We start from the raw sequence: 26642 nt of genomic DNA, 5'->3' as shown, positions 1-26642 counted from the left end.
TCTCCTTACTGTAAATTGCAGATCTGCTTGATTTCGGCGATGAAACGCTGAGCCAGCTCGTCGGCCTCCTTCATCGACCGCGCCTCGGTATAGACACGGATGATGGGCTCGGTGTTCGACTTGCGCAGGTGGACCCAGTTGTCCGGGAAGTCGATCTTCACGCCGTCGATATCGTTCACTTTCTCACTGGCATAACGGGCCTTTATCTCACGCAGCACTTTATCCACGTCGATGGCCGGCGTCAGCTCGATCTTGTTCTTCGAGGCGTAGTAGGAGGGGTAGGTGGCGCGCAGCTGGGTCATGGTCATTCCGCGCTTGGCGAGCCACGTGAGGAAGAGGGCCGTACCGACCAGAGCGTCACGCCCGTAGTGGAGCTCGGGATAGATCACTCCGCCGTTGCCCTCGCCGCCGATGACGGCACCGACCTCCTTCATCTTCGTCGTGACGTTGACCTCGCCGACGGCCGAAGCGTAGTACTTGCCGCCGTGACGCTCCGTCACGTCGCGCAGCGCCCGCGACGAGGAGAGATTCGAAACCGTCACGCCGCCCGGATGCTCCGTGAGAATGTAGTCGGCCACGGCCACCAGCGTATACTCCTCGACAAACATCGAACCGTCCTCCGAAACGAAGGCCAGCCGGTCGACGTCGGGGTCGACCACCACGCCCAAATCGGCCTTCTCACGGACGATGACCTTCGAAATTTCGGTCAGGTTCTCGGGCAGCGGTTCAGGGTTGTGGGCAAATTCGCCCGTGGGCTCGCAGTTGAGCTCGACCACCTCGCAGCCCAATTCGCGCAGCAGCTTCGGCATGACGATGCCGCCCACGGAGTTCACGGCGTCGATGACCACCTTGAAGCGGCGTTTGCGCACGGCCTCGACATCGACCAGCGGCAGGGCCAGCACCTGGCGGATGTGCTCGTCGTTGAAGTCCTCGCGTGCGAGGAGGTGTCCGATCCGGTCGATCGGCGGGAACTCGAACGACTCGTCCTCGGCCAGTTCGAGCACCTCCTGCCCCTCGGCCGCCGAGAGGAATTCGCCGTGGGCGTTGAGCAGCTTGAGGGCGTTCCACTGGCGGGGGTTGTGCGAGGCGGTGAGGATGATGCCTCCGTCGGCCTTGCGCGTGATGACGGCCATTTCGGTGCCGGGCGTGGTGCAGAGCCCCACGTTGATGACGTCGGCGCCGCAGGCCAGCAGCGTTCCTTCGACCAGATCCATCACCAGTTCGCCCGACAGACGGGCGTCGCGGCCGATGACGATGGTGAGCCGTTTGCCGGGATTGCGGCGGGAGATCAGACGGGTGTAGGCCGTCGTGAACTTCACGATATCGAGCGGTGTGAGATTCTCGCCCGTAGGGCCTCCGATGGTTCCGCGGATGCCCGAAATGGATTTGATGAGCGTCATGTTTCTATGATTTTTACAGGTATTTTACAAGAAGAAAATTCGCGGTGAAGTTTTGATATTCGAGGTAAATATATTACTTTTATGCCAATTATGAAAATTTAAAACCAACAAAATATGAGGACTATCCCCGCTTCCGAATTGATTATCAACGACGACGGTTCGATTTTTCATCTCCACCTGCGTCCCGAGCAGCTGGCCCCGACGGTCATTCTGGTCGGTGATCCGGGTCGGGTGGCCCTCGTGGCCGAGCATTTCGACACGAAGGAGTGCGAAGTCTCCAACCGCGAATTCCGTACCGTGACGGGTTCCTACCGGGGAAAACGCATGACCGTCCTTTCGACGGGCATCGGCATCGGCAACATCGACATCTGTGTCACGGAGCTCGATGCTCTGGCCAACATCGACTTCGCCACGCGGCAGGAGAAGCCCGAAAAACAGCAGCTGACCCTCGTGCGGCTCGGGACCTCGGGCGCCATCCAACCCGATATCCGCGTCGGGGAGTTCGTCTTCTCACGCACGTCATGCGGCTTCGACGGCCTGCTGAGCTACTACAAGGGACGCGATGCGGTCTGCGATCTGGAGCTGGAGGAGGCTTTCGTCCGCCACACGGGCTGGTACGAAAAGATGCCGCGTCCCTACTTCGTCAACGCCGACAAGACCCTTTTCGAGCATTTCCGCGATACGACGCGTGAGGGGATCACCATCGCCGCCCCGGGCTTCTACGCCCCGCAGGGCCGCTGGGTACGTCTCGAACCCCACGATATCCACCTGAACGAGAAGATCGAATCGTTCGACTTCCGGGGCCGCCGCATCACCAATTTCGAGATGGAGGGGTCGGCGCTGGCCGGACTCTCGGCCCTGATGGGTCACCGCGCCGCCACGATCTGCACGATCATCGCACAGCGCATCGCCCTCGAAGCCGACACCGACTACAAACCCTTCGTCAAACGGATGATCGCCATGGCGCTCGACAAACTGGCGGCGCTGGACTGACCCGGACGAACCGACGCCCGACGCCCCCCCCCGATAAAAATATAACGACAACACGAATCTCTTTAATAACAGAAATACAACTATGAAATTTTCCGTATCAAGTTCGGCGCTGCTCTCTCTTCTGGCAACGACCGGCAAAGTGATCAGCAACAAGAATACGCTTCCCATTCTGGACTACTTCCTCATGGAGCTCAACGGTACGACACTGACGGTGACCACGTCGGATCTCGAGACGACGCTCGTCGGCCAGATCGAGGTCGACAGCGTCGAAAGCGAAGGCACGATCGCCGCTCCGGCCAAACTGATGCTCGACTCGCTGAAGGAGTTCCCCGAACTGCCGCTGACGATCGAGGTCAACGACAAGAACTGGGAGATCAAGATCAACTGGAAGAGCGGATCACTCTCGATTCCGGGCGCCAGCGCCGTGAGCTACCCGTCCGTTCCGCAGCTGAGCGCCGAGCGCAAGGAGCTCCGCATGGATGTCGACATGCTGGTCAACGGCATCAACAAGACGATCTTTGCCACGGCCGACGATGAGCTTCGCCCCGTGATGAACGGTATCTACATCAACCTGGCCCCCGGCACGCTGACCTTCGTCGGAACGGATGCCCACAAACTGGTCAAGTATGAATCGGAGACCGAGAACGAAGTGACAGCCTCGTTCATCCTGCCCAAAAAACCGGCCAACCTGCTCAAGTCGGTGTTGCTGAAGGAGGACGACGCCATTGATATGGCCTTCGATTCGAAGAACGCCATGTTCACGCTCAAGAGCCACACGCTGGTATGCCGCCTGATCGAGGGCAACTACCCGAACTACAACGCCGTGATCCCGGCCAACAACCCCAACAAGGTGCTGGTCGACCGCATCGAGCTGGTCAACGGTATCAAACGCGTTGCGGTATGCTCGAATCCCACGACCAACCTCATCCGCATGGATATCGCCGACAACAGGATCAACCTCACGGCGCAGGATATCGACTTTTCGGTATCGGCCAACGAGACGATTTCGTGCAGCTACGACGGACAGCCCATTTCGATCGGCTTCAAGTCGACGTTCCTGGTCGAGATCCTCTCGAACATGGACACGCCGACGGTGGTGCTCGAATTGGCCGACTCGACGCGTGCCGGCGTCTTCAAACCGGTCTATGACGACAAGCAGACCAGCTCGACGCTGATGCTGCTCATGCCGATGATGATCAACGCATAAGGCCCTCCGAAATGAAGTTGAACCTCAAGCGTCCGATCATTTTCTTCGATCTGGAGACCACCGGGGTCGATACGGCCCGGGATCGGATCGTGGAGATCTCGATGATCAAGGTGATGCCCGACGGCGAGGAGATCACGAAGACCCGGCGGCTGAACCCCGGGATGCACATCCCCGAAGAGGCGACGGCCGTCCACGGCATCACGGACGACGACGTGAAGGATTGTCCGACCTTTGCCCAGGTGGCCAAGTCGCTCGAACAGTTCATCCGCGGCTGTGATTTCGGCGGTTTCAATTCGAACCGGTTCGATCTTCCGGTGCTGGTCGAGGAGTTCCTGCGGGCCGGGGTGGATGTGGATTTCAAACGCCGCAAGTTCATCGACGTGCAGAACATCTTCCACAAGAAGGAGCAGCGTACGCTGGTTGCAGCCTACAAGTTCTACTGCGACCGCAATCTGGACGATGCCCACTCGGCCGAGGCCGACACGAAGGCTACCTACGAGGTGCTCAAGGCGCAGCTGGACCGCTATCCGGATCTGGAGAACGACGTCGACAAACTGGCCGAATTCTCCAGCCGGGGCGAATCGGCCGACTATGCCGGGCGGATTCTCTACAACGAGAAAGGCGAGGAGATCTTCGGATTCGGCAAGTACAAGGGACGCTCCGTGGCGGAGGTTTTCCGCATGGAGCCGAGCTACTATGCCTGGATGATGAACGGCGATTTCCCGCTCTATACGAAAAAGGTGATCACCGAGATCCGCATGCGGGACAAACTGCAGAACAGATAGACGATGAAACGACTCTGTGCCACCCTGCTGATGATTGCGTGGGGGCTTTCGGCCCTGGCGGGCGGGAAGTCCACGACGATCGTCTACATCAACGGGGCTAAATACTACATCCATACGGTGCAGGCCGGGGAGACGCTCTACGGACTCTCGAAGACCTACGGCGTGGGCGAACAGGTGATCGTGGAGAACAACCCCTCGATAGTCCGCGGGCTGAAGACCAATCAGAACATCAAGATTCCCTACGTGGCCGAGGCGCCGGAGATCATGTCGGAGCGCAAACTGCGCAAGACGTTCAATTTCCACCAGGTCGCGCCGGGCGAGACGCTCTTCGCCCTGTCGCGTCAGTACGAGATTCCGGTCAAGACGCTGATGGCCGACAATCCGAACCTCGATCCGCTGCACATGCGCCCCGGCGAACGGGTGCTGATCCGCCGCAAACAGATCGGCTCGGAAACGGCGGCCGGAACCCAGCAGCAGTGGGAGGCCTACCAAAAGTCGTTGAACAGCGTGGCCGAAACGGGTACGTCGTATCATATCGTCCATGCCGGCGAGACCTTCTATTCGTTGTCGCGCCGGTTCGGGATCACGGAAGAGCAGTTGAGTGCGCTCAACGGCGGACTGAAGCCGGCCGATCTGAAGGCCGGAGCGATGATCGTTGTCCCGGGAGAGGATCAAAAAGAGCCCGCGGCAACCGAGGATACGCTGCACCGTGATTCGCTGCCGCCCTTCGGCGACGTGGAACCGATCGAGTTCCGGGCGTTGCGGCGCAGCGAAGCGCTCAATGTGGCGGTGCTTCTGCCGCTGGCCGTCAACGGCGAACCCAACGGTAACTACCTGGAATTTTACCAGGGTTTCCTGCTGGGTCTGGACAGCGTGAAGCAGAAGTCGGGCATCTCGGTCAATGTTGATCTCTACAACACGGCCCGTGACAGCGCCCGTATCGTTTCGATTCTCGAAGACAAGGCATTCCGGCGCACCCATCTGATTGTGGGGCCCGTCTACGAAGAGGGACTCTATCCGGTGGTCCGTTATGCCGAGAAGCACCAGATTCCGGTCGTTTCGCCGCTGGCCAACATCGAACGGATGAACAGCGACGTGCTTTTCCAGCTGGCACCCGATCCGGACCGCAAGTACGAGAAGGTGCGCGATCTGGTGGCCGCCGACAAACGGGTGACGTTGATCTATACGCAGACCGTCGACCGGGAGTTCGAGCGCGAGATCCTTGCGCTGCTGGGCAACCGGCCTTACGAGCGCTATAATTATCGGTATCAGCAGGGGGCCCAAGGCTCGAGCGATCTGACTCCGCTGCTGGAGAACGATGCGGACAACGTCTTCGTGATTCTTTCGGACAACGAGGTGGATGTAGACCGCATTCTTGCCGGGCTGGCCTCGGCCGACACGAGCATCACCTCGCGCGGACGCACGGCTCCGAAGTTCACCGTCCTGGGCAATGCCCGCTGGAACCGTTACAACAACCTCGACCGGGCAATCTTCTTCAAGGATCGCGTGGTCTTCATCTCAACCTACCATGCCAAACGCGACTCGGAGGTGGTCAAGGCTTTCGACGACGCCTATCTGCGATCGTTCGGCATGCTGCCGACGCTGTTCTCCTATCGCGGTTACGACACGGCGATGATCTTCGCGCCGGCCATGTACGGCGATATCGAGTATGACCTGGAGGATCACCGCTACACGCCGCTGCAGACCACGTATCTGTTCACCCGGCCGGTCGGTCGCGCCAACCACGTCAATTACAACTGGACGCGGGTGAACTACCACAATGATTTCACGATAACCATCGAATAGTCATGGCAACACTGACGAATACGATTCCCGAGAAGACCATCGAGCGGTTGAGCGAGTACCGGCGGACACTGCTTTCGTGCCACCGACAGGGAATCACGCACGTCTTTTCGCATGTTCTGGCGGGCATCCACGGCATTACGGCCGTACAGGTGCGCCGCGATCTGATGCTGATCGGATTCTCGAGCGATACGAAAAAGGGGTATGACGTACAGGTGCTGATCGAATACATCAGCAACATCCTCGACAGCCCCACACCGATGAATATCGCCGTGTTGGGTATGGGCCACCTGGGTCAGGCCATCACGAAGTACTTCAACGGCAAGGGGTTGAAGCTGAAGATCACGACGGCGTTCGATGTCGATCCCGAGAAGGTGGGCAAGATCATCGACGGCATTCCGTGTTACCACATGGATACGTTCGAGAAGGAGGTCGAGGACAAGGACATCTCGATCGTGATCGTATCGTCACCCACGAAGGTGGCCCCGACGCTCGTTCTGCCGATCATCAACGCCGGCATCAAGGGCGTACTGAACTTCACCTCCACACCGTTGAACTTCCCGCAGGGAATTGTGGTCGAGAATTACGACATCACGACGCTGCTCGAAAAGGTCGCCTACTTCGTCAAGGAGAACGACGCCAACGCCAATTCGTAGAATGCGCGTATTTTACGGATTTGAACATCTTCCGCATTTCGACCATCCGGCGGTCACCGTCGGGTCGTATGACGGTGTGCATCTCGGCCACCGGGCGTTGATCGAGCGACTTGTCGGCGAGGCCCGTGCTGCCGGAGGTGAGAGCATCGTGATGACCTTCGAACCGCATCCGCGCATCGCGCTGGGGCGGGCCGAAGGGCTCCGGCTGCTGACGACCCTCGATGAAAAGATTGCCCTGCTGGAGGGGTTGGGGGTTGACAACCTGATCGTCATACCGTTCGACCGGACGTTCAGCGCCCTCACGGGCCGGGAGTTCGTCGACCGATACCTGATCGGCCGCCTCGGCGCCGAAACGCTTGTGGCGGGCTTCAACCACCGCTTCGGCCACGACGCCCTGGCGTGTGACGATCCGCAGGTGTGCGAACGCCTGCGGGTGATTCGCGTGGGGCCGTGTACGGTCGACGGCGTACGGGTCAGTTCGACCGCTATCCGGCAACGGTTCGAATCGGGAGATCTTGCCGGTGCCGAGCATCTGCTGGGACATCCGCTTTCGAAGAGCCTCCGGCAGGATCGGCCTGTTGCGGAGAACGATTCTCCTGAAAACAAGTGACAAACCAAAAATTCCGATAATCATGCTGAGCCACGATTGCAAAATCAGGGTCTGGTACAAGCATACCGACCAGATGGCCATCTGCCACCATTCGAACTACATCTGCTACTACGAGGCGGCGCGGAGCGAACTGCTGCGCCATCTGGGCATGTCGTTTGCCGAGGTTGAGCGCCGCGGCATCATGATGCCGATCCTCGAAGTGCAGTCCAAGTACCGCAAGCCGGCCTATTTCGACGAACTGCTGACGGTGCGGATCATCCTTCGGGAGATCCCCTCGACACGCATCAACTTCTTCTACGAGATCTACAACGAGAAGGGCGAACTGATCAACACGGGCATGACGCAGTTGGGCTTTATCCACAGCGATACGCGTCGTCCGTGCCGCTGCCCGGAGTGGTTTCTCGATCTGCTCCGCCCGCACTGGACGGAGGAGCCGGCCGAGTAAGGATCAGGAAAATGATGTTTTCACGATGAAGCGCTGTATCTGAATCCGATTTTCCGGTGCGTCGGGACTGGTCAACGGTTCCGACCGGATAGCTGTATCTGATTCTGAACGGATAAACGCTTTAAAAGACTGAAAACATGATGAACAAAATCTATCCACGGACAGGCGACCGGCAGACGGTCTATCTGAATGCCGTCGTCGACGATCCGCAAATTGAGATCGGCGACTATACGATCTATAACGATTTCAGATCCGACCCGCGCCTTTTCGCCACCAACAATATTCTCTACCATTATCCCGTCCACCACGAGCGGCTCATCATCGGGCGTTTCTGTTCGATTGCCTGCGGAGCAAAGTTCCTTTTCAACTGTGCCAACCACACGCTGCGGTCGCTTTCCACCTACACCTTCCCGCTCTTCTACGAGGAGTGGCAGGGCGACCGGACGCAGGTTGCCGAAGCCTGGGACTGCAAGGGAGATATTGTCGTAGGCAACGACGTGTGGATCGGTTACGAGGCTGCCATATTGGCCGGCGTTCGGATCGGTGACGGTGCCGTGATCGGAACGCGAGCCGTTATCACCCACGACGTGGCTCCATATACGATTGTCGGGGGCGTCCCTGCTCGACCCATTCGCAGACGCTTCGCCTCCGAGGTGATTGAACTTCTGCTGCGTATCCGTTGGTGGGAATGGTCGGACGAACGCATCCGCCGTGCTATCCCGGCGATCCAGTCGGGTGACTGGGTACAATTGGAACAGTTAGCCTGCGGGAAAGCAGACAACTGACCCGCGTCACCTTCCTACACAAAAAAACGGGCCGGACTTCCACGATGGAAAGTCCGGCCCGTTGCCATTTTCCGGAATGGCCCCCGGTCAGGAGGCCTCATCCGATTACTTTTCGATCAACGAAATCGACCGCTGGATGAAATCGGTCAGGTTCTTGCCCTTCAGCATGCCGTTGGTCAACAGGGCCAGGTCGATGATCTGCTTGACGAGCTTGTTGCCGGCACCGATCTCGCGCAGCCGCTGGTTGCGCTCGTCACGCAGCGTGACAACCTTCTTCGACAGCTCCTCGCGCATGGATTTCTCCTCGGGCGTCAGATCGGCCTCCTTCTTGTCCTTGGTGACCTCCTCGAAACGCTTCTCCTCGGCTATGGCAGCGTCGATCTTCTTGGTCGTGGTCTTCAGCTTGTCGCCGTAGGCCTTCTCGACATCCTCGAGAATCCGGATCACGATGGGGTGGTTGCCGTTCACCGCGATGGTGAAGTTGTCGGGCATCTGGCCGTAGAACTGACTCATGCCGCCACCGCCCATGCGGGCCATCTCCTTCATACGGCGCATGAACTCGTTCTGTGTGATGACGACCGGCGCCTCGTCGGGCTCCATCGCCTCGAACGAGATGTTGTAGTGAATCTTCTCATCCTTGGGCATCTGGCTCTCGAAGACCGGCGTCAGCAACTCCTGCTGAGCCTCCGTCAGCGACATCTTGATGCTGTCCTCCTTCTGGATCAGCTTGTCGATCACGTCGCTGTCGACCCGAACGAAACGGCTCTCCTTGTTCTTCGACTCATACCAGTTGATGTAGTGGCTGTCCAGCTGGCCGTCCATGATCAGCACGTCGTAGCCCTTGGCCTTGGCGGCCTCGAGCGAGGTGTACTTCTCCTCGGGATCGTCCACGTACAGGAAGACGACCGTCTTGTTCTTGTCGGTCTGATTCTCCTTGACCTTCTCGAGATACTCCTTCGGCGTGAAGTACTTGCCTTCGACGTTCTTCCAGAGCATGAAGTTCTCGGCCTTTTCGGCAAACTTCTCGTCAGTCAGAATGCCGTACTGGATGAAGATCTTCAGATCGTCCCACTTCGACTCGTAATCGGGGCGCATCGTGTTGAAGAGCTCCTGCAGACGGTCGGCCACCTTGCGGGTGATGTAGCTCGAGATCTTCTTCACGTTCGAATCGCTCTGCAGATAGCTGCGCGAAACGTTCAGCGGAATGTCCGGCGAGTCGATCACGCCGTGCAGCAGCGTCAGATACTCCGGCACGATTCCCTCGACCTGATCCGTCACGTAGACCTGGTTGCAGTACAGCTGGATCTTGTTACGCTGGATGTCGAAGTTGTTGTGGATTTTCGGGAAGTAGAGAATACCGGTCAGGTGGAACGGGTAGTCAATGTTCAGATGGATCGAGAAGAGGGGCTCGTCACTCAGCGGGTACAACTCGCGGTAAAACTCCTTGTACTGCTCCTCGGTGATCTCCGCCGGCTTGCGGGTCCAGAGCGGGTCGACGTCATTGATGATGTTGTCCTTGTCCGTATCGACATACTTGCCGTCCTTCCACTCCTTGACCTTGCCGAAGGCAATGGGCACGGGCAGGAAGCGGCAGTATTTCTTCAGCAGTTCCGAGACCTTCGACTCCTCGGCATACTCCTTCGTATCCTCGGAGAGATGCAGCACGATGGTCGTGCCGCGGTCACGCGCCTCGTCGGTCTCCTCCATCTCGAACTCGGGGGTTCCGCTGCAGCTCCAGTGCACGGCCTTGGCCCCCTCCTGCCACGAGCGGGTGAAGATCTCGACCTTGTCAGCCACCATGAAGGCCGAGTAGAAGCCCAGTCCGAAGTGACCGATAATGGCCTGGTCCTTGTATTTGGCCATAAACTCCTCGGCACCCGAGAAGGCAATCTGGTTGATATACTTGTCCAACTCCTCGGCCGTCATGCCGATACCGCGGTCGGTAACCGTAAGGGTCCGGGCCTTCGGGTCCACCGAGACGTGGATCGTCAGATCGCCCAGATCGCCCTTCATCTCGCCTTTGGCCGAGAGGGTCTTCAGTTTCTGGGTGGCATCCACGGCGTTGGAAATCAGCTCACGCAGAAAGATCTCGTGATCCGAATAGAGGAATTTCTTGATGACGGGGAAGATGTTTTCCGTCGTAACTCCGATTTTTCCGTTTTTCATAGTACAGGTATTGTTTTTTCGTTTTTTTCTGCTCCGGAGATCCACAAAGGGTGTGCCACTCGTGCGGGACTGCCACTTTGTCAGTCGCAACTGACAACTTCCGTCACAGCCGACCGGACCGGACGCGCAGTTGTTGCGCGTCCGCGTGATTTTTCGTACCTTTGTTCGAACAAAAAACCGAACACGATGGATTTTCTCACATTGGCCAAGAGACGGTATGCCTGCCGTCAATATCAGGACCGGAAGGTCGAGCCGGAAAAATTGCAGGAGATTCTCGAGGCGGGGCGCGTCGCACCGACGGGTGCCAATCGCCAGCCGCAGCGCCTCGTTGTCATCCAGTCGAAGGAGGGGATGGAGCGCCTGGCCCGCTGCACGCGGGACTTCGGGGCTCCGCTGGCCATCCTCGTCTGTGCGGCGACCGACGAGGCGTGGACCCGCAAGTACGACGGCAAGATGATCGCCGACATCGATGCCTCGATCGTCACGGACCACATGATGCTTTGCGCCGCCTCGCTCGGACTCGACTCGCTCTGGATCTGCATGTTCAAGCCCGAAGCCGTGCGCGAGGAGTTCCACCTGCCGGATAACGTCGTTCCGGTGAATATCCTGCTCATCGGCTACGGAGCCGGCGAACCCGCCTCGCCCGACCGTCACGACAAACTCCGCAAACCACTCTCCGAGACCGTATTCATGGAGTCTTTCTAAAGCGACGCGGGAGGTTGAAAAACAACCTCCCGCCTTGCTTTATATAACGCACCTTATTCTGCTGTCAGGCAGAATATTTCGCATCTGGAAACGCAATTATTCGCCCGCCTGCCGCACGTAAAGCCGGTATTTGGCGCTCCACGACTCGCCCGGAGCCACCGCACAGAAACCTTCGGCCTCGGGATCGGCCGCATTCGGGGCGTTGGTCGTCCACGACTGCGGTTCGGGACAGCAGTAGGGCACCTGCCCGCCGTTGTTCCAGATCGTCCAGTAGGTCGTCCGGTCGTCCACCTCGTAGAAGACCCGAACTCCCGTGCGGAGATTCTCGACCAGGGCTCCGCGGTAGGGTTTGCCATCGACCTCGATCTCGCGCAGCGTGAAGCCCGCCTCGATCGGCTCGCAGCCCGTCACGCGCAGACCGCCCTCACGCAACCGTACGAACTGGGCGTTGAGAGGCAGTTTACGGCCCGTCGGAAGATTCCGCGCATCGAGCTCTGCCTGTTCGCCGACGGCCACCCGCATCACGTAGTCGCCATTCTCGCCCCCGGCAAACGGAATACGCAGAGGCGTGTGGAATCCCACACCCAGAGGCATCCGCTCGCGGCTGCGGTTCGTGAAGACCACCTCCTGCTCCAACCCGCGGGCCGAGAGGTGGAAAATGATCTTGCACTTGAACTCGTGCGGAAAATCGCGGAAAATCACGTCGCAACCCGCATTCGAGTAGTAGCGGCATTCAACCATCACCTCATCGTCGGTCTCCACGGCCTTCGAGACCTGGAACGGCTGGCTCTTGAGAAATCCGTGGTGAAAGTTGTGCTCCTTTTCGTTGGTGATCGGGAGCCGGTAAGTGCGGCCGTCGAAGGTAAACCGTCCGTCGGCGATGCGGTTGGGCGGGAAGAGGATCGGCAGACCGTAGACCTGCGGACGACGCCGGAAGGTCTCGATCTCCTCCGCCGTCGGAGTATGCACCACCTCGACGCCCCGGCGCATATCGGCCAGCCGGATGAGGTTGGCACCCATCTCGGGGATCAGCAGCGCCACATAGTCGCCCTTGGAGAACTCCACAGCCCGCAGGCCGCAGTAATCCACGCAATGAATCATCGGCTTAGAGCAACTTTTCGATCTTGGCCTTGAGGGCATCCTTCGAGCAGGCGCCGACCTGTTTGTCCACGACCTGGCCCCCCTTGAGGAAGATGATCGTCGGGATGTTCCGCACGCCGTACTTCATCGTAATATCGTCGTTCTGCTCGACATCGCATTTGCCGATAACGACCTTGCCCTCGTATTCGCCGGCCAGTTCGTCGACGATGGGAGCGATCATGCGGCACGGACCGCACCACTCGGCCCAGAAGTCGATTACGACGGGTTTGTCACCGCCTACGAGTGTTTCAAAATTCTCCTTGTTGATTGCAAGTGCCATTTTTTTGTGTTTTTAAGTTGTTATGCAATGGAATAATGTATCTGATTTTCATCCAGATAGTCGGTCAGTTCGGCCGTGAGGCTCACCTTGTGGCTCTTCGAGAAGAGACTCAGCGAGACCTGTGCATTCCGGTCGTAGACGTTCACCTTCAGACGTGTCTGGCCCTTTGCCTCGAGGATGCGGGCCGACAGATCGCGGATCAGCGTTTCGGTGACCTCCTCGATCGGCAGCTGGATCGACATCTCCTTGATCATCGTATCGCGCACCTCCGAGAGTTGAACCATCGAGATGATCTTGAACTCCAGCTCCTTGTCGTTGTAGGGGCGGGGCTGCACCTTGCCGCGGATGAAGAGGAAATAATCCGGGAAGAGATACTTGCGGAAGTTCTCGTAGTCCTTGCCGAAGAGAGCGAATTCGTGTGAACCGTTGTAGTCCTCCAGCTTGAAGCGGCCCCAGGGCTTTCCGGTCTTGGTCATCAGGTTCTGCACGCTGACCACCATGCCGGCCACGGCAATCTCCTGCCCCTTGAGCGCATCGAGATTCTCGAGCTCCGTAAGCTGGGTCTTGCACATGTGGTCGATAATGATCTTGTAGTCGTCGAGCGGATGGGCCGAGAGGTAGAGTCCGACCATTTCGCGCTCCTTGGTCAGTTTTTCGAGCTGGCTCCAGTCGGCGCAGCTCGGGGTTACCGGGCGCTGGATATCCACATGACCGCCACCGCCGAAGAGGCTTTGTTGAGCATTGTTCTGCTCGTTCTGGAACCGCTGGCCGTAACGCATGAGCAGTTCGATGAAGGTGGCGCCGTTCGAATCGCGGGCATCCACGCCGAAGAACTTGCCGCGGGCGAAGTCCGTGATCGAATCGAAGGCGCCGGCATAGGCCAGATTCTCGAGACATTTGCGGTTGACGAGCGAATAGTTGACCCGCTCGACGAAGTCGTAGATATCCTTGAACGGGCCGCGGGCCTTGCGTTCGACGATGATGCTCTCCACGGCGGCCGAGCCGACCCCCTTCACGGCGGCCAGACCGAAGCGCACGTCGCCGGCCAGATTGGCCGAGAAGGCCTGCACCGACTCGTTGATATCCGGACCGAGCACACTGATTCCCATCCGCTTGCACTCGTTCATGTAGAGCGTCAACTGCTCGATGTTCGTCAGGTTTCGGCTCAGGACCGCAGCCATGTACTCCGACGGATAGTTGGCCTTGAGATAGGCCGTCTGGAAGGCCACCCACGAGTAGCACGTGGCGTGCGACTTGTTGAAGGCATAGGAGGCGAACTTCTCCCAGTCGGCCCAGATCTTTTCGAGCACCTTCTCGTCGTGGCCGTTCTTCTTGCCGCCCTCGATGAATTTGGGCTTCAGGTGGTCCAGCTTGTCCTTGAGCTTCTTACCCATGGCCTTGCGCAGCGTGTCGGATTCGCCGCGGGTAAAGTTGGCCAGCAGACGCGACAGCAGCATGACCTGCTCCTGGTAGACCGTGATGCCGTACGTATCCTTCAGGTATTTCTCCATGATCGGGATATCGTAGACGATCGGGCTCCGGCCGTGTTTGCGGGCGATGAAGTCCGGGATATAGTCCATCGGGCCGGGACGGTAGAGGGCGTTCATGGCGATCAGATCCTCGAAGGTCGAGGGCTGCAGTTCGCGCAGGTACTTCTGCATGCCGGCCGACTCGAACTGGAACGTACCAACGGTACGGCCTTCGCAGTAGAGCTTGTAGGTAGCCGGATCGTTGATGATCGAGAAGTCGTCGATGTCGATTTTCTTGCCTTTGGTCTGGAAGACGTTCTCCACGGCGTCCTTGATGATCGAGAGGGTCTTCAGACCGAGGAAGTCCATCTTGATCAGACCCGTATCCTCGATCACCGAACCTTCGTACTGCGTGACGAGCATCTTTTCGCCGGTCTCCTTGTCGTCGGCCGTCGAGACGGGCACCCAGTCGGTGATGTCGTCGCGGCAGATGATCGTACCACAGGCGTGCACGCCCGTATTGCGGACGTTCCCCTCGAGCATCTTGGCATAGCGGATCGTATCGCGCAGCACGGGGTTGTCCGACTGTTCGGCGGCCTTCAGCTCCGGGACGAGTTCGATGGCCTGGGCCAGGCTCTTGACGGGTTTGCCTTCGGGTGTTTTGTCGGGGACGAGTTTGCAGAGACGGTCCGACTCCGAGAGGACGAGTTTCTGCACGCGGGCCACATCCTTGATCGAGAGTTTGGTGGCCATCGTGCCGTAGGTGATGATGTGGGCGACCTTCTCCTTGCCGTATTTCTGGGTTACCCAGTTCAACACGCGGCCGCGGCCGTCGTCATCGAAGTCGACGTCGATATCGGGCAGCGAGATACGGTCCGGGTTCAGGAAACGCTCGAACAGCAGGTCGTAGGCAATGGGGTCGATCTGCGTGATGCCCAGACAGTAGGCCACGGCCGAACCGGCGGCCGAGCCACGCCCCGGTCCCACCGAGACGTCGAGCTCCTCGCGGGCGGCGCGGATGAAGTCCTGCACGATGAGGAAGTAGCCCGGGAAACCCATCGTCTTCATGACGTGCAGTTCGAAACGCAGCCGCTCCTCCTGCTCCTCGGTCAGATGTTCGCCGTAGCGGCGGTGGGCACCCTCCATGGTGAGTTTCGTCAGGTAGTCGGCCTCGAACTTGATGCGGTACAGCTTGTCGTAACCGCCCAGCTTCTCGATCTTCTTGCGACCCTCCTCCTCCGACATGACGACATTGCCGTTCTCGTCGCGCGTGAATTCGTCGTAGAGGTCCTGCTCCGTAAAGCGTTTGCGATACTCCTCCTCGGTGCCGAATTCGGCCGGGATCTGGAAGTTGGGCATGATCGGCGCATGGTCAATCGAGTAGGTTTCGACCTGGTTGCAGATGTCGACCGTCGTGGCCATCGCCTCGGGATCCGACTCGCCGAAGATCGAGGCCATCTCGGCCGTCGTCTTCAACCACTCCTGCTTGGAGTAGAGCATGCGCTTCGGGTCGTCGAGGTCCTTGCCCGTCGAAAGGCAGATCAGCCGGTCGTGAGCCTCGGCGTTGTCCTCGTCGACGAAGTGCACATCGTTCGTGCAGATCATCCGCACGTTGTATTTGGCGGCCAGCTCGCGCAGGTGTTTGTTGACATTCAACTGCATGGGGTAGGCCTCGTGATTGGCCCGCTCGACGGTAGCCTTGTGCAGCTGCAGCTCGAGGTAGTAGTCCTCGCCGAAGAGGTTCTTGTACCAGCGGATCGCCTCTTCGGCCTTCTCCATGTCGTTGGCCGTGATGGCGCGCGGCACCTCGCCGGCCAGACACGCCGTACAGCAGATCAGCCCCTCGTGGTACTTCTCGATCTCGGTGCGGTCCGTACGGGGGCGCATGTAGAAGCCCTCGGTCCAGGCCTTCGAGACGATCTTGATCAGGTTGTGATACCCCTTGAGGTTTTTGGCCAGCAGGATGAGGTGATAACCGCTCTGGTCGGGCTTTCCCTCCTTGTCGTGGAGCGAGCGGCGGGCGACGTAGACCTCGCAGCCGATGATGGGCTTGAAGGCCATCTTGCGGTGCAGCTCCTCGAGCTGTTTTTCGCACTTGGCGATCTCGGCCTGGGGATCATCGACCGTCTCCGATCCGTCGCGCAGGGCGGCGATACGGGCTTCGCATTCCGCGGCCTTGTCCTTGAATTTGCCCTTGACCTTCTTGACGTAGTTGTAGAACTCCTTGATGCCGAACATGTTGCCGTGATCGGTCACGGCAATGCCGGGCTGACCGTCGGCGATGGCCTTGTCGACCAACTTGGGGATGCTGGCCTGGCCGTCGAGGATCGAGTATTGCGTATGTACGTGAAGATGTACGAATTGGGACATTTTCCGGAAATTTTAGCGTTGTAAAGATAACGATATTTACAGAGAATTCCCGGGGCTGTTCTTGTATTTTATCAACAAATTGCTTAACTTTAACTACCGAACCAAAAAAGAAAGATTATGCAAGACGACTCGTTGGTTGTATTGGCGGAATACAACACCGTTACCGAAGCCGAAATTGCCAAGTCGATGCTCGACAGCGCGGGGATCTGGTCGACGATCCGCAACGAATACATGTCGGCCATCTATCCCATCGGCACCATGCCTGCGCAGGTCGTCGTCCGCAAGGAGGATCTGGAGAGCGCCCAAATGTTGCTGCAGCACAGATAGTGCGAACTGCGAAGTGATGAAAAAAGGCTTCACCTGCATAGGTGAAGCCTTTTTCATGCCGTGCAATGCCCCGGGACGGTTCTGCCGGACGTACCGGCCGTTCCATTCTCTCGGGACGATTGCTTTGCTTCTCTTCAACCGGCCGTTCCGTTTCTCTCCGGATGCCTTTCCGCCGTCGGCTCAGTTCGAGGAGTCGTTGATGAAATTGCCTCGGAACGTGTAGGCCGTGCGCTGGGGCACGCCGTCGACCTTGCGGGGCGTCCATTTGCCTTCACTGCTCCGGATGGCCCGAATAACCCGTTTCGTCAGCCGCTCGTCGGGCGAGCGGAGCACCTTGTCGATTGTCACCCGGCCGTCCGCCTCGACATAAAACCGGATATGAACCCGACCTCCGGTTGTCGGGAACCGATAGGAGTGATACCCCGTGCGGTCGGCCACCCAGCGAAAGAAGTTCTCGCCGGGAACTTCGCCCATGAAGAGCAGCGGATCGGGATTCATCTGCTCTTCGATACGTTGCAGCGGCAGATGGAACCAAAGCCGCTGCACATAGTTCACGGCAAGACCGTCGGCGCGGCGTGCAGGGCTCCACGTCCCGGTCATCCGTCCGACGGCCCGCTCCACGACCTGCCGCGTACGGGGTGTGACGGGTTCCAGATCCACCCGGTCGCGCCCTTCGCATGTGTTGTCCAGGAAGCGGAGTTCCACGACGCGGCCGAGGGTGTCGATCCGCAGGGCGACCGCCACCTCGGCCGAGAGCGAATCCGCGGGGATGCGCTCCTCGACGGCCACATCCCCGGCCATGGCAGCCAATCGGGCCATATAGACCTTGACGACCGCGCCGTCAAAACGCGGAGGTGTTACATGCTGTGCGAAAACTCTCGTCCCTCCAAGAGTGAGGCAGCATAGCACCACAATATGTAATGCTTTAATTTTCATTATTTTAATATATTCCAATTAAAGTAATTCCTCGCCGTTCCAGATCCGCCACGAAGCCTCGGCCTGTTCGACAAACATCGTGCGTCCGTTCAGCACGTGCGCGCCGCGCTGCCGTCCGTAGTCGAGAAACTGTGTCACCTCGGGATTGTAGACCAGATCCAGCAGGTAGTGTTCCGGCGTAATGTAGGCGTAGGGGATGCGCGGCGCCTCGTCGACGTTGGGGTAGGTCCCTACGGGCGATGCATTGACAATCAGCCGGCTGCGCCCGACCACCTCACACGGCAGGTTATCGTAGGTGTAGTTCCCCTTGGCCGCATCGCGCGAAACCAGCGCAAAGGGGATTCCCCGCTCGGCCAACGCATATTGCACGGCCTGCGACGCTCCGCCCGTGCCGAGAATCAGCGCCTCCTCGGGTTCGGCCAGCCCCAGCAACTCGCTCAGCGCTTCGCGCAGCCCGATGATATCCGTATTGAACCCCTCGAGGCCCTTATCCGGCGTGCGGCGGATGCAGTTCACCGCCCCGATGGCCCGTGCCTCGGGCGATACGGCGTTCAGATAGCGGATCACCTCGCGTTTGTAGGGAATCGTGACGTTGAGTCCGCAAAGGTCCGGATGCTGCTCCAGCAGACCGGGCAGCGCCTCGATCGAAGGCAGTTCATACAGAGCATACGCATGATCCGAGAGCCCCTCGCGGGCAAATTTTTCGGTAAAGTAGGCCGCCGAAGCCGAATGACCCAGCGGGCGGCCGATCAGTCCGAAACGTCTCATTATTTCTCGTTTTTCTTGGCAACGATGCGGGCCAGTACCTCGATGCCGTAGATCACGAGGAATCCCACGATGCAGAGGATGATGGCTTCGGAGAGCAGGGCAGGCTTGTCGTACAGGGTCTCGAAGGTTGCGGGCGAGATGTTGCTCTCGATGAGCGGCTGCACCTGGCCATGGCTGTCGACGTAGGTTTCAACGACCTGCTTCCAGGGCCAGACCTTGTTGAGCGATCCGACCATGAAACCCATCAGCAGGGCGACCGTCAGATCGTGCCAGTTCCTGAGCAGCCACGAGAGCAGGTGCGAGAAGGCCAGAATGCCGGCCAGGGCCCCGACCACAAAGATCACGATGATCGGAATATCCAGATTGGCGACCGCCTCCATGATGAACTGGTATTTGCCCAGCAGCAGCAGGACGAAGGCGCCGGAAATTCCCGGGAGGATCATGGCGCAGATGGCAATGGCGCCCGAGAGCATCACGAACCACCAGTCGTCGGGGGTCTGCGTCGGCGAGGCGACGGTGATCCACCACGCCACGGCGGCCCCGACCAGGAACGAAAGAACGGTCCGCCAGCTCCAGCGGCCGATCTGCCGGGCCACGAGCAGGGCCGAGGCGATGATCAGTCCGAAGAAGAACGACCAGATGGCGATCGGGTGGTATTCGAGCAGATAGATCATCAGCCGGGCCAGCGAGAAGATGGCCACGGCGATACCCAGCAGCACGGACAGCAGGAAGCCGCCGTTGATGTGGCGCCAGAATTCGCCGAAACGTCCCCGGAACAGCAGCTTCACGGCCGTAAGATTGATGCTGCGGATCGAATTGAGGAGCTCTTCGTAGATGCCCGAGATGAAGGCGATCGTACCGCCCGAGACGCCGGGCACCACGTCGGCCATTCCCATGGCACACCCCTTGAGGGCAAGAATGAGGTTACGAGAAAATTTCATATACGAGAAAATTTCATAATGGCAGTTTAACCGTTTATCATCCGCACCTGCGGAAGCGGACCACGCGGCTGTGCCATGCCGTCCACCCTCCGGCGGGCGAACGTCGCCCGGGGCCGGATTCATCGGGAGGCAAAGATACGAAAAATATGGACAAAACAAAAGGAAGGGGTCATACGCGCCCGGCGCTTCGGCAAAAAAAAGGCTCTTCGGCCAATGGGCCGAAGAGTCTCTGTTCCGTGGGGCCACGGGACTCATTTCGCCGGTTCGGGAATCCCTTTGCTACGGCGAATGAAGTCGACGACCTCACCGAGACCTTCCGAAAATTTGGTAAAATCCTCCTTGTAGAGGAAGATCTTGTGACGGTCGTAGGAGGACGAACCGTCGGGTGCCGTAATCTTACGGCTTTCGGTAATGGTCAGGAACCAATCGTCGCCGCGTGTAGCCCTGACATCGAAGAAATAGGTGCGACGGCCGGCCTTAACGGCCTTGGAGAGAATCTGATCTCCATAATCCTCGTTTTCGCGTCGCGGTTGGGTTGGGGTTAACATGGGACTTTGTTTTTAGTTAGCTCCGACGGTCTTGCTCGTCGGATTCGTATATACGAATATACGAAAAAGTTTACAAAGCACCAAACTTCCGCCTCTATTTTTTGGGATCGAGCAAGGGTTTGCCCCGTTGATCCCACGCCTGGAGAAGGGCTACGGCCTGCCGATAGGCGGGGCTCAGACGGGGATTGATCACGCGGAAATAGGCCTCCATGCCGAAAAGTCGCTGAGCGGCAAGCGCTTTCAACTGCACTCCCATCAACCGGCTGGAGATTTCGAATCCCTTCTTATCGAAATTTACGCCTCGTTTGGCGCCCAAATCAGCAAGTTTTCCGAGAAGCTCACCGGAGGGTTCAAACCCGGCATCCAGACTTTCGAACGTCGGGAAAGCACGCGAGAGCGAATCGCGCGAACGGTCGAGCCAGTCGTTAACGAATTCGGCCACAACACCCCGGCGAATCAATTCGGCATAATAGTCCGAATAGCCGGTCGTATCGGCCTCGACGAGGATGTCGGGACGGATTCCGCCACCGCCGTAAACGATGCGGCCGGTGCGGAGCGTACGGAATTCCGGAGCCCGGGCGTCGAGCGAATCCCGCACCGCGTCGTCGTAACGGCGCAGATGGTCGAGGTAATATTCGCGGCGTTTTCCGTTTTCGTAGGGGCGCTGGATGACGCGACCCGAGGGGGTATGGTAACGGGCCACGGTGATGCGCACGGCCGAGCCGTCCGAGAGTCCGATCTGCCGCTGCACGAGCCCCTTTCCGAAGCTCGGGCGACCGATGATGACGCCGCGGTCCCAGTCCTGAATGGCTCCGGAGACGATCTCCGAGGCCGAGGCCGACGATTCGTCGATCAGCACCACCAGACCGCCCGTCAGGTCTTCGCCGTTTGCCTGTGCCCGGAACGACGAAGCGGGAATGGCCCGTCCCTCGGTGGAGACGATCGTGGCGCCGCGCGGCAGGAAGAATCCGGCCATTTCGATGGCCTGTTCGAGCAGACCGCCCCCGTTTCCGCGCAGATCGAGGATCATCTTCTGCGGACGGCCCATCTTCCGGTACCCCTCGCGGAATTCATCCATGGTGGTATGCCCGAAACGGTTGACCTTGATGTATCCGATGTCGTCGCCGACGCGGTAGGCGGCATCGACGGTATTGAGCGGAATCCTGTCGCGTACGATTACGAAGTGGAGCCGCCCGGGCGTACCGTGACGGACGACATCGATTTCGACCTTCGTACCGGTCTTGCCGCGCAGGTGTTTGGGGACCTCCGTGCGGGTCATGCCCACGGCCTGCAGCGTGTCGATACGCACGATGCGGTCGTTGGCGCGCACGCCGACCCGCTCGGCCGGACCTCCGGCGATCGTATTCACGACGATGATCGTGTCACGCAGGACATTGAACTCCACACCGATGCCGCTGAATTCGCCTTCGAAACTCTCCGTGACACCGCGCATCTCCTCCGCATCGAGATAGGCCGAGTGGGGATCCAGCTCCTCGAGCATGCCCCGAATGGCCCCCTCGACCACGGGCTTCATCTCCACGTCATCGACATAGAGCCCCATGAGGTAGCGGTAGACCTGTGCCAGTTTCTGAAACTGCTGCAGATTTTCCTGCCGCAGCTCCTGCTCCGAGAGTGTCTCCTGGGCCGACAGCGTCGACACACCGCAAAGACACAGCAGAATGATCCAAATTTTTCGCATGATTCCGTACTTACTTATCTAAAAGGAAGGGGCCCCGCATGCGGAGCCCCGAATCAGCCTGTCAGGACAATGCTTGCGCGAGTTCCGCGAAGGGCACCTGCCGCTGCTCGCCCGAACGCATATCCTTGACCGTAGCGGCTCCGGCCTCGATCTCCTGTGATCCGACGATCACCACATAGGGGATTGCGCGGCGGTTGGCATACTCCATCTGTTTCTTCATCTTTCCGGCTTCGGGATAGATTTCGGCCGAGATCCCCTCACCGCGCAGCGTGCGCAGCAGCGGCAGCACGGCGGCCTGTTCCGCCGTTCCGAGGTTCGTGAAAAGCACCCGGGTGGTGCAGTTCACCTCTTCGGGGAAGAGTCCGAGCCCGGTCATCACGTCGTAGATGCGGTCGGCGCCGAACGAGATGCCCACGCCCGAGAGATTGGGCAGACCGAAAATACCGGTCAGATCGTCGTAGCGGCCGCCTCCGCAGATCGAACCGATGGCAAAATCCAGCGCCTTGACCTCGAAGATGGCTCCCGTATAGTAGTTCAAACCGCGTGCCAGCGAGAGGTCGAGCTCCACCCGGAGGTCGATCCCCAGCCGCTCGACATGTCCGAAGATGGTCTCCATCTCCTCGATGCCCTTCAGACCGGTCTCCGACGCAGCCAGCACCTCACGCAGCTGACTGAGCTTCTGGTGATTGTCACCGCTCAGTTCGAGAATCGGCTGAAGTCGGTCGACCGCCGTCTGCTCCAGACCGCGTTCGAAGAGTTCGGCCTTGACGTTCTCCAGCCCGATCTTTTCGAGCTTGTCAATGGCTACCGTGATATCCATCATCTTGTCGGCATGGCCGATGGCCTCGGCAATGCCGTAGAGGATCTTGCGGTTGTTCATCTTCAGCGCCACGCGGATGCCCAGCGCCTTGAAGACCCGCTCGACGATCTCCACCAGTTCGACCTCGCACAACAGCGAACGCGTGCCGATCACATCGACGTCGCACTGGTAGAACTCGCGATAGCGGCCCTTCTGGGGACGATCGGCCCGCCATACGGGCTGAATCTGGTAACGCTTGAAGGGGAAGGTCAACTCGCCCTGATGCTGCACGACGTAGCGGGCAAAGGGGACCGTCAGGTCGTAGCGCAATCCCTTCTCGCAGATCTTCGAGGCCTGACGCACCTCGTCGTCCGTCAGCCCCGCGGCGTAGTCGCCCGAATTGAGGATCTTGAAGAGGAGCTTGTCGCCTTCGTCGCCGTATTTGCCCAGCAGCGTCGAGAGGTTCTCCATGGCCGGGGTCTCCAGCGGAGCGAATCCGTAGGTACGGAAGACCCGCTTCACGGTGTCGAAGATATACTGGCGGCGCATCATCTCCGCCGGGGAGAAGTCGCGCGTACCCTTGGGTATGGAAGGTTTCTGTTGTGACATACTATATGAATTTTTGTTTCATTTTCAGGTATTTTTCCCAATCGGTGTTATCCCGGGCATCCATGTATTTGGGAAACTTCCCGAGCAGGCGCTTCAATGCCACCTCATCGCGTCGGAAAAACAGGACGACCATTTCGCGGATCGCCTCCATTTGTTCCACCTCATACATGCTCACGTAGCGCCGTGCCCGCGTTCCCTCCTCTCCGGGATAGACATATCCGACGAAATAGCCCAACCGGTCCTTGTCGTCAACGGCAGGCGAAATGAAAAACGAACGGTCGGACTTCAAATCCGTCACCGACAGGGTCGGGGAGTTTTTTCTGATCTTCAGCGCCTCGTCCGCCTGATCGTGCCAGGGGAACCGTTCCATTTCGGCGAGGAATCCGTCGACATCGCACTTTCCGACCGGTTCCACCTGGTTCGGATCTTCGTGGGCAAGGAGTTGGTCCCAGACAAACACATCGACCGGACGATTGGCCGGCATCCCGCATGAGAAAAGCCCCAGGCAGAGCAGGAAAAAGGCTGCGATGCGCATTTTATCAGGCCAGGAGTTTCTTGTACTTCACGCGGTGGGGCTCCGTATCGCCGCCCTGGGCCCGTTTCCAGGCCTCGTATTCGGAGTAGGTGCCCTGGTAGAAGACCACCTTCGAGTCGCCCTCGAACGAGAGGATGTGCGTGGCGATGCGGTCCAGGAACCAGCGGTCGTGCGAGATGACGACCGCACACCCGGCGAAGTTTTCGAGACCCTCCTCCAGCGCCCGCAGCGTATTGACGTCGATGTCGTTCGTCGGCTCGTCGAGCAGCAGGACATTGCCCTCCTCCTTGAGCGCCAGGGCCAGGTGAAGACGGTTGCGCTCGCCGCCCGAGAGCATGCCGCACTTCTTCTCCTGATCGGCGCCCGAGAAGTTGAACCGCGCGACATAGGCGCGGGCGTTGACCTGCCGGTTGCCCAGCGTGATGAGGTCCGCACCGCCCGAGATCACCTCGAAGACCGTCTTCTCCGGGTCGATCGACTTGTGCTGCTGGTCGACGTAGGCCAGTTTGACCGTGGGGCCCACGCGGAACGAACCGCTTGTCGGCTGTTCGAGCCCCATGATCATGCGGAAGAGCGTGGTCTTGCCCGTTCCGTTGGGACCGATGACGCCGACGATGCCGGCGGGCGGCAGCGAGAACTCCAGATGCTCGTACAACACGCGGTCGCCGAAGGCCTTCGAGACGTCGTGCGCCTCGATCACCACGTCGCCCAGACGCGGGCCGTTCGGGATGAAGATCTCGAGCTTCTCCTCCTTCTGCTTCGTATCCTCGTTCATCAGCTTGTCGTAGGCCGACAGACGCGCCTTCGACTTGGCGTGGCGGCCCGACGGAGACATGCGCACCCACTCCAGCTCGCGTTCGAGCGTCTTGCGGCGCTTCGACTCCTGCTTCTCCTCCATGGCCATGCGCTTGGTCTTCTGCTCGAGCCATCCCGAGTAGTTGCCTTTCCAGGGAATGCCCTCGCCGCGGTCCAGTTCGAGGATCCAGCCGGCGACGTTGTCCAGGAAGTAACGGTCGTGCGTCACGGCGATCACCGTACCCTTGTACTGGCGCAGGTGTTGCTCCAGCCAGTCGATCGACTCGGCATCGAGGTGGTTCGTGGGCTCGTCCAGAAGCAGCACGTCGGGCTGCTGCAGCAGCAGGCGGCACAGCGCCACGCGGCGGCGCTCACCACCCGAGAGCACCTTCACCGACTGATCCGGATCGGGACAGCGCAGCGCATCCATCGCACGCTCCAGCACGCTGTCCAGCTCCCAGCCGTTGACATGGTCGATCTGCTCGTAGAGTTCGCCCTGACGTTCGATCAGACGGGCCATCGTATCGTCGTCCATCGGCTCGCAGAGCTTCATGTTGATCTCCTCGTACTCCTTCAGCAGGGCGACCGTCGAGGCGCATCCCTCTTCGACCACCTCGCGGACGGTTTTCGAGTCGTCGAGTTTGGGCTCCTGCTCGAGGTAGCCCACCGTGTATCCGGGCGAGAAGACCACTTCGCCCTCGTAGTTCTTGTCGATGCCGGCGATGATCTTCATGAGCGTGGACTTGCCCGCGCCGTTCAGACCGATGATGCCGATCTTGGCCCCGTAGAAGAACGAGAGGTAGATGTTGTTCAGGACTCGTTTCTGATTGGGGAAGGTCTTGCTCACGCCGACCATCGAGAAGATGATTTTTTCGTCTGCCATAGGGTTTTTCGGAAATTTTTCGGTTTTCCGTCAAAGATACGGAGAAATTCCGGATTTTCCCCTTCTGAAGGCTGAATATTTGTGCATGTATCCCGATTCACCCGACGGTGTCGCCTCAAGAAGGGATGCAACCGAGGCTTCACCGTCGCCGGGCCCGCCGACGCCGCCTTCCGGAGCTCCGCATGCAGCCCTTGATCCGCCCATGCGGCCACAACGCTCCCCTCCGGGGCGACGGTCACCACACGGAGCCTCCAGCCGCCGACACCGTACGCCCCAACAAAAAGTCCCGCTCCTCGGCGAGGAACGGGACCCGATGCCGGAACCGGTGCGGAACCGGCCGTGCGATGAATCAATAGTTCTCCTTCTTGGGTTCGAAGTACGACTGCGGGTGCTTGCACGCCGGGCAGAGTTTCGGAGCCTCCTCGGCCTCGATGATGAAACCGCAGTTGCGGCACTGCCACCAGATCTTGCCGTCGCGCTTGAAGAAGTTGCCGTCCGTGAGGCGGCTCAGCAGCTTCAGATAACGGCGCTCGTGCTCGGCCTCGACGATCGAAATCATGCGGAACGCTGCGGCAATCTCGGGGAAACCCTCCTCGTCGGCCACCTGGGCAAATTCGCGGTAGAGCACGTCCCACTCTTCATTCTCACCCTTCGCGGCAGCCAACAGGTTCTCGGCCGTGGTGCCGATCGGACCGGTGGGGTAGCTGGCCGTGATGGTCACTTCACCGCCCTCGAGGAACTTGAAGAAACGCTCGGCGTGCTCCTTCTCCTGCTCGGCCGTCTCGGCGAAGACGCCGGCAATCTGTTCGTAGCCCTCCTTTTTGGCCTTGCTCGAGAAGAAGACGTAACGGCTGCGGGCCTGGCTCTCGCCGGCAAATGCCTTCAACAGATTCTGTTCGGTTCGCGTACCTTTGATGCTCTTTTCCATAACTATAATGTTTAAGTGTGTGAATGTTCGTCTGTTTGGTTCCTTGTGCAAAGATAAGCG

At 59.2% G+C, this 26642-nt stretch carries 24 protein-coding genes; 10 read left to right on the top strand and 14 right to left on the bottom strand.

Translation table 11 applies throughout. The features are described 5' to 3' along the window. Window positions 1-5 precede the first annotated feature (5 nt). Complete coding sequence (glmM, locus tag B5E60_RS06050; protein ID WP_087310329.1) at window positions 6-1400, bottom strand: phosphoglucosamine mutase; 1395 nt, start codon at window positions 1398-1400, stop codon at window positions 6-8. A 114-nt stretch (window positions 1401-1514) separates the two neighbouring features. Here glmM and B5E60_RS06045 point away from each other — a divergent pair, with 114 nt between their 5' ends. The 8 genes from B5E60_RS06045 (at window position 1515) to B5E60_RS06010 (ending at window position 8684) form a co-directional block, all read left to right on the top strand. Then, the gene (locus B5E60_RS06045) at window positions 1515-2393 is read left to right on the top strand and encodes a nucleoside phosphorylase (RefSeq protein WP_087310327.1); all 879 of its coding nucleotides are present in this window, start codon (window positions 1515-1517) and stop codon (window positions 2391-2393) included. 82 nt (window positions 2394-2475) lie between these two features. Then, a complete protein-coding gene (dnaN, locus tag B5E60_RS06040) occupies window positions 2476-3600 on the top strand; it encodes a DNA polymerase III subunit beta (RefSeq protein ID WP_087310325.1) in 1125 nt (374 codons plus the stop codon). Between the two features lie 11 nt (window positions 3601-3611). Then, entirely contained in the window at window positions 3612-4385 is a 774-nt protein-coding gene (locus B5E60_RS06035) for a 3'-5' exonuclease (protein ID WP_087310323.1), read from the top strand. 3 nt (window positions 4386-4388) lie between these two features. Then, on the top strand, window positions 4389-6191 hold the full coding sequence (locus B5E60_RS06030; protein ID WP_087310321.1) for a LysM peptidoglycan-binding domain-containing protein: 1803 nt from the start codon (window positions 4389-4391) through the stop codon (window positions 6189-6191). Between the two features lie 2 nt (window positions 6192-6193). Next, window positions 6194-6844 carry a redox-sensing transcriptional repressor Rex gene (locus B5E60_RS06025; protein WP_087310319.1) on the top strand — a complete coding sequence of 217 codons (651 nt, stop codon included), beginning with the start codon at window positions 6194-6196 and terminating at the stop codon, window positions 6842-6844. Between the two features lies 1 nt (window position 6845). Beyond that, window positions 6846-7454, top strand: a complete 609-nt coding sequence (locus B5E60_RS06020; protein ID WP_087310317.1) for an FAD synthase — start codon at window positions 6846-6848, stop codon at window positions 7452-7454. Between the two features lie 22 nt (window positions 7455-7476). After that, a complete protein-coding gene (locus tag B5E60_RS06015; protein WP_087310315.1) occupies window positions 7477-7899 on the top strand; it encodes an acyl-CoA thioesterase in 423 nt (140 codons plus the stop codon). Window positions 7900-8036: 137 nt separating this feature from the next. Continuing rightward, window positions 8037-8684 (top strand): CatB-related O-acetyltransferase, encoded by a 648-nt coding sequence (locus B5E60_RS06010; RefSeq protein WP_087310313.1) that lies wholly within the window; start codon window positions 8037-8039, stop codon window positions 8682-8684. A 105-nt stretch (window positions 8685-8789) separates the two neighbouring features. Here the strand turns inward: B5E60_RS06010 and htpG are convergent, their stop codons facing one another. After that, the gene (htpG, locus tag B5E60_RS06005; RefSeq protein WP_087310311.1) at window positions 8790-10850 is read right to left on the bottom strand and encodes a molecular chaperone HtpG; all 2061 of its coding nucleotides are present in this window, start codon (window positions 10848-10850) and stop codon (window positions 8790-8792) included. Window positions 10851-11036: 186 nt separating this feature from the next. Here htpG and B5E60_RS06000 point away from each other — a divergent pair, with 186 nt between their 5' ends. Continuing rightward, window positions 11037-11555: a nitroreductase family protein gene (locus B5E60_RS06000; RefSeq protein WP_087310309.1), complete on the top strand. Its 519-nt coding sequence runs from the start codon at window positions 11037-11039 to the stop codon at window positions 11553-11555. Between the two features lie 96 nt (window positions 11556-11651). Here B5E60_RS06000 and B5E60_RS05995 read toward each other — a convergent pair whose 3' ends face one another. The 3 genes from B5E60_RS05995 to dnaE are packed head-to-tail and all read right to left on the bottom strand — an operon-like array spanning window position 11652 to window position 16814. Beyond that, window positions 11652-12656 carry an aldose 1-epimerase gene (locus B5E60_RS05995; protein ID WP_087310307.1) on the bottom strand — a complete coding sequence of 335 codons (1005 nt, stop codon included), beginning with the start codon at window positions 12654-12656 and terminating at the stop codon, window positions 11652-11654. Window positions 12657-12660: 4 nt separating this feature from the next. Beyond that, on the bottom strand, window positions 12661-12975 hold the full coding sequence (gene trxA, locus B5E60_RS05990) for a thioredoxin (protein ID WP_087310305.1): 315 nt from the start codon (window positions 12973-12975) through the stop codon (window positions 12661-12663). A gap of 20 nt (window positions 12976-12995) precedes the next feature. After that, the gene (dnaE, locus tag B5E60_RS05985) at window positions 12996-16814 is read right to left on the bottom strand and encodes a DNA polymerase III subunit alpha (protein WP_087310303.1); all 3819 of its coding nucleotides are present in this window, start codon (window positions 16812-16814) and stop codon (window positions 12996-12998) included. A 117-nt stretch (window positions 16815-16931) separates the two neighbouring features. Between dnaE and B5E60_RS05980 the strand changes: the two genes are divergently transcribed. Further along, window positions 16932-17141 carry a putative signal transducing protein gene (locus B5E60_RS05980; RefSeq protein WP_087310301.1) on the top strand — a complete coding sequence of 70 codons (210 nt, stop codon included), beginning with the start codon at window positions 16932-16934 and terminating at the stop codon, window positions 17139-17141. A gap of 180 nt (window positions 17142-17321) precedes the next feature. On the opposite strand, the gene B5E60_RS05975 is transcribed toward B5E60_RS05980, so the two are convergent. From B5E60_RS05975 to rbr, 9 genes are all read right to left on the bottom strand, one after another. Next, window positions 17322-17960 (bottom strand): energy transducer TonB, encoded by a 639-nt coding sequence (locus B5E60_RS05975; protein WP_239403239.1) that lies wholly within the window; start codon window positions 17958-17960, stop codon window positions 17322-17324. A gap of 135 nt (window positions 17961-18095) precedes the next feature. After that, window positions 18096-18845, bottom strand: coding sequence for a shikimate dehydrogenase family protein (locus B5E60_RS05970; RefSeq protein ID WP_087310298.1), 750 nt, complete (start codon window positions 18843-18845; stop codon window positions 18096-18098). Continuing rightward, window positions 18845-19786 (bottom strand): DUF368 domain-containing protein, encoded by a 942-nt coding sequence (locus tag B5E60_RS05965; RefSeq protein WP_087310296.1) that lies wholly within the window; start codon window positions 19784-19786, stop codon window positions 18845-18847. The genes B5E60_RS05970 and B5E60_RS05965 overlap by 1 nt, the downstream gene beginning before the upstream one ends. Window positions 19787-20037: 251 nt before the next feature. Then, a complete protein-coding gene (locus B5E60_RS05960; protein WP_087310294.1) occupies window positions 20038-20334 on the bottom strand; it encodes a DUF3276 family protein in 297 nt (98 codons plus the stop codon). Between the two features lie 94 nt (window positions 20335-20428). Then, window positions 20429-22033, bottom strand: a complete 1605-nt coding sequence (locus tag B5E60_RS05955; RefSeq protein ID WP_087310292.1) for a S41 family peptidase — start codon at window positions 22031-22033, stop codon at window positions 20429-20431. 61 nt (window positions 22034-22094) lie between these two features. Further along, window positions 22095-23441 carry a histidine--tRNA ligase gene (hisS, locus tag B5E60_RS05950; RefSeq protein ID WP_087310290.1) on the bottom strand — a complete coding sequence of 449 codons (1347 nt, stop codon included), beginning with the start codon at window positions 23439-23441 and terminating at the stop codon, window positions 22095-22097. Window position 23442: 1 nt separating this feature from the next. Beyond that, window positions 23443-23976 carry a hypothetical protein gene (locus B5E60_RS05945; protein ID WP_143260678.1) on the bottom strand — a complete coding sequence of 178 codons (534 nt, stop codon included), beginning with the start codon at window positions 23974-23976 and terminating at the stop codon, window positions 23443-23445. A gap of 4 nt (window positions 23977-23980) precedes the next feature. Continuing rightward, on the bottom strand, window positions 23981-25654 hold the full coding sequence (ettA, locus tag B5E60_RS05940) for an energy-dependent translational throttle protein EttA (RefSeq protein ID WP_087310286.1): 1674 nt from the start codon (window positions 25652-25654) through the stop codon (window positions 23981-23983). 349 nt (window positions 25655-26003) lie between these two features. Beyond that, window positions 26004-26582 carry a rubrerythrin gene (gene rbr, locus B5E60_RS05935; RefSeq protein WP_087310284.1) on the bottom strand — a complete coding sequence of 193 codons (579 nt, stop codon included), beginning with the start codon at window positions 26580-26582 and terminating at the stop codon, window positions 26004-26006. Window positions 26583-26642 lie beyond the last annotated feature (60 nt).

The sequence above is a fragment of the Alistipes sp. An116 genome, from assembly GCF_002161005.1.
GTDB classification, from domain to species: domain Bacteria; phylum Bacteroidota; class Bacteroidia; order Bacteroidales; family Rikenellaceae; genus Alistipes; species Alistipes megaguti.
This window is presented reverse-complemented; position numbering and strand designations above follow the sequence as displayed.

What these genes read in the sequence shown, in the direction of transcription:
- glmM (WP_087310329.1), bottom strand. Translation starts at nt 1,400, where the DNA reads ATGACGCTCATCAAATCCATTTCGGGCATCCGCGGAACCATCGGAGGC.
- B5E60_RS06045 (WP_087310327.1), top strand. Translation starts at nt 1,515, where the DNA reads ATGAGGACTATCCCCGCTTCCGAATTGATTATCAACGACGACGGTTCG.
- dnaN (WP_087310325.1), top strand. Translation starts at nt 2,476, where the DNA reads ATGAAATTTTCCGTATCAAGTTCGGCGCTGCTCTCTCTTCTGGCAACG.
- B5E60_RS06035 (WP_087310323.1), top strand. Translation starts at nt 3,612, where the DNA reads ATGAAGTTGAACCTCAAGCGTCCGATCATTTTCTTCGATCTGGAGACC.
- B5E60_RS06030 (WP_087310321.1), top strand. Translation starts at nt 4,389, where the DNA reads ATGAAACGACTCTGTGCCACCCTGCTGATGATTGCGTGGGGGCTTTCG.
- B5E60_RS06025 (WP_087310319.1), top strand. Translation starts at nt 6,194, where the DNA reads ATGGCAACACTGACGAATACGATTCCCGAGAAGACCATCGAGCGGTTG.
- B5E60_RS06020 (WP_087310317.1), top strand. Translation starts at nt 6,846, where the DNA reads ATGCGCGTATTTTACGGATTTGAACATCTTCCGCATTTCGACCATCCG.
- B5E60_RS06015 (WP_087310315.1), top strand. Translation starts at nt 7,477, where the DNA reads ATGCTGAGCCACGATTGCAAAATCAGGGTCTGGTACAAGCATACCGAC.
- B5E60_RS06010 (WP_087310313.1), top strand. Translation starts at nt 8,037, where the DNA reads ATGATGAACAAAATCTATCCACGGACAGGCGACCGGCAGACGGTCTAT.
- htpG (WP_087310311.1), bottom strand. Translation starts at nt 10,850, where the DNA reads ATGAAAAACGGAAAAATCGGAGTTACGACGGAAAACATCTTCCCCGTC.
- B5E60_RS06000 (WP_087310309.1), top strand. Translation starts at nt 11,037, where the DNA reads ATGGATTTTCTCACATTGGCCAAGAGACGGTATGCCTGCCGTCAATAT.
- B5E60_RS05995 (WP_087310307.1), bottom strand. Translation starts at nt 12,656, where the DNA reads ATGATTCATTGCGTGGATTACTGCGGCCTGCGGGCTGTGGAGTTCTCC.
- trxA (WP_087310305.1), bottom strand. Translation starts at nt 12,975, where the DNA reads ATGGCACTTGCAATCAACAAGGAGAATTTTGAAACACTCGTAGGCGGT.
- dnaE (WP_087310303.1), bottom strand. Translation starts at nt 16,814, where the DNA reads ATGTCCCAATTCGTACATCTTCACGTACATACGCAATACTCGATCCTC.
- B5E60_RS05980 (WP_087310301.1), top strand. Translation starts at nt 16,932, where the DNA reads ATGCAAGACGACTCGTTGGTTGTATTGGCGGAATACAACACCGTTACC.
- B5E60_RS05975 (WP_239403239.1), bottom strand. Translation starts at nt 17,960, where the DNA reads ATGGCCCGATTGGCTGCCATGGCCGGGGATGTGGCCGTCGAGGAGCGC.
- B5E60_RS05970 (WP_087310298.1), bottom strand. Translation starts at nt 18,845, where the DNA reads ATGAGACGTTTCGGACTGATCGGCCGCCCGCTGGGTCATTCGGCTTCG.
- B5E60_RS05965 (WP_087310296.1), bottom strand. Translation starts at nt 19,786, where the DNA reads ATGAAATTTTCTCGTAACCTCATTCTTGCCCTCAAGGGGTGTGCCATG.
- B5E60_RS05960 (WP_087310294.1), bottom strand. Translation starts at nt 20,334, where the DNA reads ATGTTAACCCCAACCCAACCGCGACGCGAAAACGAGGATTATGGAGAT.
- B5E60_RS05955 (WP_087310292.1), bottom strand. Translation starts at nt 22,033, where the DNA reads ATGCGAAAAATTTGGATCATTCTGCTGTGTCTTTGCGGTGTGTCGACG.
- hisS (WP_087310290.1), bottom strand. Translation starts at nt 23,441, where the DNA reads ATGTCACAACAGAAACCTTCCATACCCAAGGGTACGCGCGACTTCTCC.
- B5E60_RS05945 (WP_143260678.1), bottom strand. Translation starts at nt 23,976, where the DNA reads ATGCGCATCGCAGCCTTTTTCCTGCTCTGCCTGGGGCTTTTCTCATGC.
- ettA (WP_087310286.1), bottom strand. Translation starts at nt 25,654, where the DNA reads ATGGCAGACGAAAAAATCATCTTCTCGATGGTCGGCGTGAGCAAGACC.
- rbr (WP_087310284.1), bottom strand. Translation starts at nt 26,582, where the DNA reads ATGGAAAAGAGCATCAAAGGTACGCGAACCGAACAGAATCTGTTGAAG.